7 protein-coding genes are annotated in these 9868 nt (G+C 52.1%); 5 read left to right on the top strand and 2 right to left on the bottom strand.

What is annotated here, in order from left to right; genetic code table 11:
- Nucleotides 1-26 precede the first annotated feature (26 nt).
- Entirely contained in the window at nt 27-1355 is a 1329-nt protein-coding gene (locus IX84_RS02645) for an NAD(P)-binding domain-containing protein (RefSeq protein WP_044216348.1), read from the bottom strand.
- An 18-nt stretch (nt 1356-1373) separates the two neighbouring features.
- Entirely contained in the window at nt 1374-2243 is an 870-nt protein-coding gene (locus IX84_RS02640; RefSeq protein WP_044216347.1) for a hypothetical protein, read from the bottom strand.
- 321 nt (nt 2244-2564) lie between these two features.
- On the opposite strand from IX84_RS02640, the gene IX84_RS02635 reads away from it, so the two are divergent.
- The 5 genes from IX84_RS02635 (at nt 2565) to IX84_RS02615 (ending at nt 9818) form a co-directional block, all read left to right on the top strand.
- Nucleotides 2565-3263: a TIGR02117 family protein gene (locus IX84_RS02635; RefSeq protein ID WP_044216346.1), complete on the top strand. Its 699-nt coding sequence runs from the start codon at nt 2565-2567 to the stop codon at nt 3261-3263.
- An 86-nt stretch (nt 3264-3349) separates the two neighbouring features.
- Nucleotides 3350-4054, top strand: coding sequence for a hypothetical protein (locus tag IX84_RS02630; RefSeq protein ID WP_044216345.1), 705 nt, complete (start codon nt 3350-3352; stop codon nt 4052-4054).
- Entirely contained in the window at nt 4041-6809 is a 2769-nt protein-coding gene (locus IX84_RS02625; protein WP_052515706.1) for a TonB-dependent receptor, read from the top strand. The genes IX84_RS02630 and IX84_RS02625 overlap by 14 nt, the downstream gene beginning before the upstream one ends.
- Nucleotides 6799-7968 carry a DUF4249 domain-containing protein gene (locus IX84_RS02620; RefSeq protein ID WP_044216344.1) on the top strand — a complete coding sequence of 390 codons (1170 nt, stop codon included), beginning with the start codon at nt 6799-6801 and terminating at the stop codon, nt 7966-7968. Before IX84_RS02625 ends, IX84_RS02620 begins: the two co-directional genes overlap by 11 nt.
- 38 nt (nt 7969-8006) lie before the next feature.
- Nucleotides 8007-9818: a hypothetical protein gene (locus tag IX84_RS02615; RefSeq protein ID WP_044216343.1), complete on the top strand. Its 1812-nt coding sequence runs from the start codon at nt 8007-8009 to the stop codon at nt 9816-9818.
- The last annotated feature ends 50 nt before the right edge of the window (nt 9819-9868 follow it).

Genomic DNA, 9868 nt, shown 5'->3' with positions numbered 1-9868 from the left:
AGGCAGCAATTGGGTTGTTTATACGCTCATCGATGTTTTTTCATGGTGTAACCAAATCTTTTTGTGATTTTGACACCGGCTTTCTGTAAGAACTGCGTCGGCAATTCTCCACCAGCAAAAATGTAAACGAGGTCATTCTCTAACTCCAGCTGTGCGCCGGTGATGCTGTCAGAAAGGCTGACCTGTTGTGGCTTTATTTCGGTCAGGTTGGTGTTGTACTGAATGGAAAGCTCCTTATTTTGGATCGCGGCCAGAATTTTTTCCCGGTTTTTGGGTTTGAGGCGGCTAAACTTGTCTTTTCTGTAAGAAAGGGTTACCTCATTTTGGTCCATTAGCAGCAGCGCCGATTCTATAGCTGAGTCGCCCCCGCCCACTACTATGATTTTCTTTCCGCTGATTAGCTCTGGTTCAAGCAGTCGATAAGCTACTTTCTCCGAGACCTCTCCGGGGATGCCAAGCTTTCGGGGGGTGCCTCTGCGCCCAATAGCGAGAAGTACATTTTGGGTAAGTAGCGTTTCGCCAGATTGAGTATTTACCCTGAAGTGACTGTTTTCTGGTACAATCGACTCCACTTTGGTTTTCTCGCGGATGGTGAGGCTGTTTTTAGAAAGCGCCTCATTCCAAATATCCAGGAGCTCTTGTTTGCTTGTATCGAACAGCTTAACCCTTCCATATAGTGGAAGATCCATCGGTGAGGTCATCACAATTTTGGACCGAGGGAAAGTGAAGACGGTGCCCCCAAGCGTATCCTGTTCAAGAGTAACAAAGTTCAGCCCGTGTTTTTTTGCAGTAAGAGAAGCAGAAATGCCTGCGGGACCTGCTCCTACGATTACCAGGTCCAGGGCCTGCCCGTGTTTTTCAAAGCCCTTTTTCATGATGTTTTCTACGGCCATTATACCCTGCTCCACGCTGTTCTTGATGAGCCCCATACCACCAAGCTCGCCGGCAATGTAAATCCCAGGGACATTCGTTTCGTAAGTTTCGCTGACATGAGGAAGGTCGACGCCGCGCTTCTCTGTACCGATAACCAGGGATATAGCTTCTACCGGGCAGGCATGAAAGCAGGCACCGTGGCCCACACAGTTGGAGGCATTAATCAGTGTGCCTCCTCCATTTAGGATGCCAAGGATATCCTGCTCCGGGCATACGGTTACACAAGCACCGCTTTTGATGCAGGTGTCGAGGTCGATGCGGGGGTGTAGGGAGACCGGCTCATGTATACCTTCCTGCTTTGCTACTTCAATTTTGGCCTCAACTTCCTGAGAGGCCTGCTTTAGCTTTCGCAAATACACCAACACAATCACCCCGCAGAAAAGCAGGACGAAGCCATAGATGATGATTTGTTCGAGTAGCATAGTTGCGGCAATTGATGGTTATAAAATCCAGGTATAGCCAAAAGCAAGTGTGATACCGATATGCAGCAGCACAATCGCCAGCATAATCAGGGCAAAGGGCAAATGCGCCACATGCCAGTATTTGAAGAGCTTTTGCATGGTATGCAGCCGCTCAATTCTGTTGTTGAGTGAAATTTCATTGCGGACCAGCTTCGTCACCTTTCTGATATCCAGGCGCGATAGCTGGTTTTGTTTGAGCAAATGCCTGACTTTTCGCAGCGTTCGGTAGTCTTCACGGTGTTTATGTATAATGCTGCTTGCCAGGTTGCCGTTATCTTGATAAGGCTTGACCTCCACGGCCTCCAAAATGACCGTATAGCTTTGCGCTTCGAGATGGTACTGCTCTTTTAGGATAGTACCAATATTGGTTTTCATTGCTTTGACTTCTCCCAGGCTCAGCGCCCGCCCTTCTATGGTGCGAGGGATTTGTATGTAAATGAAACGGCCGGCCACACCACTTGCCACAACCGCGACCATGCTCCAAAATGCAATAGATACAATACCTCCAAATTTGAATGCAGTGTGGAACAGGATCATTACAGGACCAAGGCTGCAAAGGAAAATATGAAACTCCAGCCAGTGCTTGAGACGCCCCCAGCGGGCCATAAACTTGTATCGCTTTCGGAAAATATACGAGGTAACCCCGATGAAGATGAGCAATGTACCCACAATCCCTAAACCATGGCCAAAAATGCCGCTGGGCTTGAAGTAGTCATGAGCGGTATGGTAAAACCGCTCTTCCAGGCTTGTGGAGTAATAGGATATGCCATAATAGGAGAGCACAACTGCTGTTAACAGTACGATACCCGCCATAGAATAGACATAAATCCGGTGTGTGACTGATGGCATAAGTGCATACCTGTTTGCTACAACTTGTAAGACATCTACTGATTAATGTGTGATGACTTAAAGTTGTGGGGTGTTTGAGGCTTTTGCCGGATTTAGTGTTATACGGTTTTCCAAATATAGCTGTTTTGTCAGAAAACTGTCAACGGAAGGGGCTTTTTATTGCTGAACGGGAATATTTACCCTCTGAATGAGGCTGTCAGACACCACTGGTCTCCTTTTTGATTGCAGATGCCGCTTCAAGCCAAAAGCTTAACAAAAAATTAGCCTCCCCCGCTCACTGCACATCAGAATTCCGCTTTTCTTTGCAAAAAATATCAAGCCATGATGGTACTGACCATTTTGGGGTGGGTGGTATTAGGATTTCTTCTTTTCGTCGCCCTGTACAGCCTCATCGGCCTCTTGTGCTTCACCATCCCCGTCAACCGGCGGTTCCGGAATGTCAGGCGGGACGTGGAAATTTTTGTGGTGTCCAATGGGGTGCACGTAGACTATATTGTGCCCAGCATTTCTCCGGTCTTTAATTGGAAAAAGGTCTTGGATGACCGCCATTACGACACACCATTTACCGAGAACAGCTACCTCGGCATCGGCTGGGGCGACCGCGGGTTTTACCTGGAGGTCGACGAATGGGCAAACCTGAAGCCAGGCGTCGCAGCGCGGGCCATGCTGATCCCTACGCCTACCCTCATGCACATTACTTCCCACCCGGAGTTGCCCAAAGACCAAAAACGCCTGGAGCGCATCCACCTGAGCAATACACAGTATCTGCAGCTGTGCAACTACATTTGCAGCTACTTTGAGGAGAAAGACGGTAAGGTTGTCCACCTGCCGGGCAAAGGCTACACGGCTAATGACAACTTTTACGAGGCCCGGGGTTATTACCATGCTTTCGGGACCTGCAACTTTTGGATCAACCGGGGGCTGATTCGGATTGGGGTGCGGGCACCCATCTGGTCGCACGGGGGCGCCGGAATCTTTTACCAGCTCAAAAAAGCCCTGCCGGAACCGTTACCGGCTTAACGCATGCAATACCTGATTGTCATCCGGCTAACCAATAAAAAAAATCTCATTTTAAGTTGTCCTGTGCTTTTTTATACCTTTAGTCGATGGACTACTGCGTACTACTACTGACCATTTTGGTATGGCCACTGGCGAATACCATGGGGCAAAGCACAGCCCTGGATGAATTTCTAGCTTGCGTGGAACAGCAATACGGGCCCGATGATCAGCTAATTAACGGCAGGCCCTATCAGCCTGTTAACCTCAGGCCGGAAGGGCATCCCTATTTTTACACCGATGCCTGGCAGCCGGGCATGGTTTACCTGGGCGGGCGTCCTTATGCTGCGTCGAAGCTCAAGTATGACCTGGACCGGCAGCAGCTGGCTATTCAGTATGACCGGCCTAACGGTACTTACCAGAAAGCAGTGGTTTCGCCCCTGCTGCTTGATTCCTTTCGCATTGGGGCTCACCGCTTTGTTAATCAACGCCTCGTCCTCCCCGGAACAGAAGCTCTTGGCTACCTCGAAAAAATATTTGAAGCGGAGCTGGGCTTTTACCGCTATCAGCAAAAGGTACTTACCGCCCCTTCCAGCAGCAAACCCTACGGGAAATATACTGGCCTAAAGGACGATTTTTACCTGCTCAAGGAGGGGCAGGTACACCACATTACTAAGCGCAAAGACTTTCTGGCCGCCTTCCCGGCGCAAAAATCTCAGGTCCGGAAGTACATGAAACAGCAGTTGCCTGGATGGAAAAAAATAACCGATGCCCAGTTTGTCCAACTCCTCAAATTCTGCCATGCCAAGCTCTAAATTGCTCGTTTTTCTTTTGGGCCTGGTTTGGTCTTCCGGCCTCTGCCAGGAGGCGAAGTGGCCCATAGGTCCTGCTTACAATGGGCTGGACTGGCCGGCGTTTGTCAGTAAAGTGGAGAAAGCCCACCCGGTGCGCCTTTTTTACGAGGAAGCGGATGTCTCTGACTTTCAGTCTCCGGAGCTGACCGGCGAGGTCCCTCTGCTGTCCTTTTTGCAAAGCGGGCTGCAGCAGTGCCGTATTGCTCACGATGGGATGGGGCATATCTTCATCAGCAGGGATGTGGAGATTGTTACGGAGTTGTCAACAGCGATTTACCCCAAAGTAGGCCCCCCCTCAGACCCGGCTGACACCCTGCCCGATCGATCGCAGGAGTTGGCGGAGACGACCAATCAGTACGTTGGGCAGGTCGTTGAGGTTGGTGAGGTAAGGAAAGGGGCCGGAAAGCAAAAAGTGACCCTTCGGGGCGAAGTCCAAAGCTTATCAGGCGAAGGGGCGTTGCCTGGGGCTACCATTTTGATTGAGGAGCTGGGCACCGGTGTGGCTACTGACGAGAACGGCGTATATGAGCTGGTCCTGAAAAAGGGGACCTACACCTTCACCGTAAGCCAGCTCAACCATACGGAGGAACAGTTTAAGCTCAACCTGCTGTCTGATGGGACGTATAACTTTCAGCTGGAAGGCAAAACCAACCTGCTCAAAGGCGTAACGGTGACCTCTAATAAATTTGATGGGGTACAGAGCACGAAGATGGGCTTCGAGCGGCTAACCACCAAAGGGATAGAGGAAATCCCCCTGGTACTTGGCGAAAAGGATATCCTGAAAGTGGCGAGCCTGCTGGCGGGCGTTCAGTCTGTGGGGGAAGGCACTGCTGGCTTTAACGTTAGGGGCAGCCCGGCAGATCAGAACCTGTTCTATATCGACAAGGTCCCCATTTACAATACCTCGCATTTGCTGGGCTTTTTCTCGGCCTTCAATTCAGACGCGATTAGCGAGTTCTCCATTTCCAAAAGCAATATTCCAGCCAAATTCGGTGGGCGGCTGGCTTCCATTTTCGATATCACCGCACTGGAAGGGGATAAGGAAAAATACAAAGTCCGGGGCGGTATCAGCCCGATTACCGGGAATATCCTGTTTGAAGGGCCGGTTCAGAAGGATAAGAGCTCTGTTATGGTCGCAGTGCGGTCCACCTACTCCAACTGGATTTTGAAGCGGATTCAGAACGATGACTTCAACCGGACCCGCGTCAACTTTGCCGATGGCATCGTGAAGTTTTCCCAGCAGCTGTCTTCCAAAAGCAGAATTCAGGCCTTCGGATACTACAGCTTTGATGACATCAACTTCGCTGGCACCACTAATTTCGACAACAGCAACCTGGGCGGCTCCCTGTCATGGAACCACTTCTTCAATGAGAAGATCAATATGAACCTGGCCGTCATCAACAGCCGCATGCAGCTTGGCGTGGCCGAGCGGGGAATCCCCTTCGAGGCTTACCGGCAGAACAGCGAACTTTTGCATCAGGAGGCTCGCATGGACTGGGCCTGGCGCATCAACCCCCGGCACGAACTGACCTTCGGTGCCAACGCCATTCTGTACAATAATGACCGGGGTACTTTCCTCCCTTCCGACGACCGGAGCCTGATTGAACCTATCGAGTTTGATGTGGAAAAGGGGCTCGAATCCGGCATTTACGTAAGTGAGGAGTGGCAGCCTGCCGCACGCCTCACCCTGACCGGTGGGCTCCGCTACAATCAGTACCATTACCTGGGGCCACAGGAGGTGTTCCAATACCAGGAAGGTGCAACCATCGCGGAAGAAACGGTGACGGACACGCTGCAATTTCAGCAGGGGGAGTCCATCGTCACCCACCACAATCTGGATTACCGGGTAGGGCTCAAGTACTCCATCCTGCCCAACCTCTCTGTGAAGGCATCCTACAACACCCTGCACCAATACCTGTTCCTGCTGTCCAACACCATTGCCCTGGCGCCTACAGACCGCTGGAAGCTGATCGATTACCATACCGAGCCGATGTCAGGGCAGCAAGCCTCCTTTGGGCTATATGGGAGTTTTGCAGATAAGAAATACAATTGGTCCACAGAGTTCTACACCAAGCAGGTCCGCGAGCTGGTGGAATACCGGGACGGCGCAAATTTGCTGGTCAATGAGTTTCCGGAGCGGGATATATTGCAGGGCGATTTGGATGCCTGGGGGTTGGAGCTGACCTTTAAGAAGCCCCGGGGACGCTTAAACGGCTGGGTCAATTACACCTATTCCCGGTCCAGGGTTTTAGTCCGGGGGGAAGACGATGCCAGCTCTATCAACTTCGGAAGGCGCTACCCCAGTAACTTCGACCGCCCGCACGTGGCCAACGTGGTCCTCAATTACAAATTCATCCGCCGGTTCAGCTTGTCTGCCAATATGGTTTACCAATCGGGGCGCCCCATCACCTACCCCACAAATACCTACACACAGGGCGGCTTCCGGATCATCAATTTCAGTGAGCGCAACCGGTATCGTATTCCGGACTACTTCCGGGTAGACCTGTCGGTTAAATTTGAGGGCAACCTAAAGAAGGAGAAGCTCCTGCACAGTGCCTGGGTCGTTTCGGTGTACAACCTGCTGGGGCGGGATAATGTGTATAACGAATACTTCCGGTACAACAACAATAACCTGAGAGGATACCGGCTGTCGATTTTTGCGAACCCCATCGTCTCCATTAGTTACCAGTTCAAATTCGGAAATTATGAGAACTAGAGCAGCCAACAGACGGTGCCGGTTTGGGCTGTGCCTGCTGGTGTTTGCCGCTTTTTTGACTACGTCATGCGAGGAAAGCTTCCTCCCGGAGCTGGAGGATTTCGACCCGGTGCTGATCGTGGATGGAGGCATTACGAGCCTGCCGGGGCCTTACACCGTAAACCTGACCCGCTCTTCGGGCATACTGGACAGTGATCAGGAAGCAGTAGGGGAGGCGGTGGTCACGATCCTGGCGGAGAGTGGCGAGCAGGAAGTCCTGACGGAAATCGAACCCGGGCAATACCGCACATCACCGGGTGGCATTCAGGGCATACCGGGCGAAAGCTACAAAATCAGCATTCAGTTGCCAAACGGCCGGCAGTACGAATCAGACTATCAGATGATGCCCGAGCCGGTTGCCATCGATTCGGTAGGGGCAGATTTGGAATACCAGTACCTGAGCATAGAAGAACCTGAAGTGCCCGGCTATCAGTTCCACGTTACGACAGAGCCAGCCGGGCAGTCGGAGAACTATTTGATGTGGTCCCTGCAAGCGACCTACAAATATCAGGCTGATTTCACGATCAACTACCTGTATGCTGGCGGTTTTCAGCCCTATCCGGATCCCACTGAGCTGCAGACCTGTTGGCGGACCGATCAGATCAATGAGGTCTTTACCTTCAATATGGCTATGCTTTCCCAGCCCGTTGTGGAACAATTGCCCCTGCACTTTGCGAGAGCAGATCAGCGGGAACTTTCCATCCGCTACAGCCTGCTGGTCCGGCAGTTTACCCTCAGCGCTGAAGCCTATACGTTTTGGAGTAACCTGCAGCAGCAGATTGAGAACCAGGAATCGCTATACAACAGTCAGCCGTTTCAGATCCGGGGCAATGTTTTCAATGTTGCCGACCCGGACGAAACCGTTTTAGGCTTCTTTATGGTGGCGGGACAGGATGAGCGAAGGGTCTTTATTGATCACCCCAGTGAACTGGAACTGGATTTTTCCTATTGCAGCCCGGATTATATGTCCCTGGGCCTCATTGGGCTGATCCACCCGGCCAACTGGCCTATTTATGTTTATGAGGACGAAGCGGGAGACCGGGCTTTGGCCAATGATGAATGCTTTGACTGCCGGAAACTTGGCGGTACGACAGACCGCCCGGGCTTTTGGCAAGACTAAATCTGCTGCATTTTTATTACTCAATTGCATTACAACCTATGAAACCGTCCATCACCATACTATTGTTTGCCTGTGTATTATTTATGGGGAAGCCTCCGTTGCCCGCTCAGGTGCCCTGTGGGGGAAGGTTGCTGCCGCAGGAGCAGATCGTGCTGCATCTCGACCGTAATGTATGTCTGGCAGGGGAGACCCTCTGGTTCAAAGCCTGGTGTTTTCTGGATGGTGAGCTGAAACGGTCCATGAGCCAGGTGCTGTACCTGGAAGTCTTTGATGAATCAGGAAAGGCGATTATCCAGCAAAAGCACCTGTTGAAGAACAACACTACCACGGGCTCCATTTACATTCCCGAAGATGTACCCGGCAAATACTACTTTTTAAAAGCCTATACGCGGTATATGCGTAATTTTTCCTCCGATCAATTCCATTACCAGCAGCTTGTTATCGCCAATCCTTACATTGAAAATGCACGGATTATTGCAGAGGACCCGGCAGTCATTGAGCAGGAAGCGCGCCTGTCTTACCCTGGAGAGGTGCGCTACGATACCGGGCAACAAATCCGGATCAGCTTAGCTCAGGAGCAAGTGCCCCCCCGCCAATCTGTGGGCTTTAGCATCAGCAGCCCGGAGCAACTGACCGCCTCCCTGTCCGTAACTGTCCGCTTGAAAGGATTAGGCAATCAGCCTGCCCAGCAGGTGATGCGCCGCAATGCGTGGCTACAGGCTTCCTGTGCGCAGGACCCCTACTGCCAATCCTATGCATTTCCAGTCCCGGGCAGTGATGCAGCCATTGAGGAATGGGCAGCAACCCCCCCAGTCCTTGATGGGGAGCAGTTGGAATGGCTCCCGGAAACCCGTGGGCTGACTATCAGTGGCTTTATTCAGAATGGCCAGGACGAACGGGCTTCCGGTATACCCCTAACGGCAGCTGTTTTGCAGCAGGAGCCTATGGTCCACATGGGGATGACCGATGAGTCGGGGGCATTTACGCTCAGTTTGCAGGCTATGCAGCAGCAAAAGGATGTGTTTGTGGGGACGCCTGAAGCCAATCACAGGGTCTTCATCCGCAATGATTTTGATACCGATCTCCCGGCTATAAGTGCGGTCCCCCTGCAGTTTGATTCCAGCCTTCATCAGCTTTTGTCCGGGTTGAACCTCCACCAGCAGTTAACCCGGGCTTACCCTGCGCCTACAACCGCGCCCGTATTCCAACCGGAGCCTATCGGTATGCCCTCCACCAATATTTTGGGCCCTGACCGCCGCATCGTTTTGGCAGATTACATCGAAGTGCCGACGATGGCGGAAGTATTCAATGAAATCACCACGGGGGTAACGCTGCGGAAAAGTGGCGGTGCAAACCGGCTTGGTGTTTTCAATCCGGAAGGCCAGGAATGGGTGGACGATCCGCTGGTGTTGCTGGATAATGTCCCGGTGTACGATATCGAAGCACTGCTGGAAATAGACCCGGCTTTGGTAGAGGCCGTTGAAGTATTTCATTCCGACTACATCATCGGGGACTTTACCGTGGAAGCAATTGTGGCAATTAAGACCCAAACGGACGACTTTGCGGGCTATCAATGGAGCGAACAGGTAGCCTTTACGGCTTTTAAGGCGTACGCGGTTCCTCAGCCATTTGAACAAGTCGTGGATACGGAGAAAAGCCACTATCCCGACTTCCGGCCCGTGCTGTACTGGAAGCCTGACCTGCAATTGAGTCCCGGGCAGCCGGAGGAGCGCATTACGGTCATCGCTCCCGACCGCCCGGGCGTGTATGAAGTTGTGGTGCAGGGATTTACCCCATCAGGGGAGCCTTGTCTGGGCTATGCTACCTTTGAGGTGGTGCAGGAGCGGTAGCCGGTTGCGCAGAAGGGGCTATAGAGAAGGCATCGTGCTGGTGAAAAAGC

The sequence above is a fragment of the Phaeodactylibacter xiamenensis genome (genome assembly GCF_000759025.1).
In the GTDB taxonomy this organism is placed as follows: domain Bacteria; phylum Bacteroidota; class Bacteroidia; order Chitinophagales; family Saprospiraceae; genus Phaeodactylibacter; species Phaeodactylibacter xiamenensis.
The sequence above is the reverse complement of the archived record's forward strand: the minus strand, read 5'-3'. Positions and strand labels throughout refer to the sequence as shown.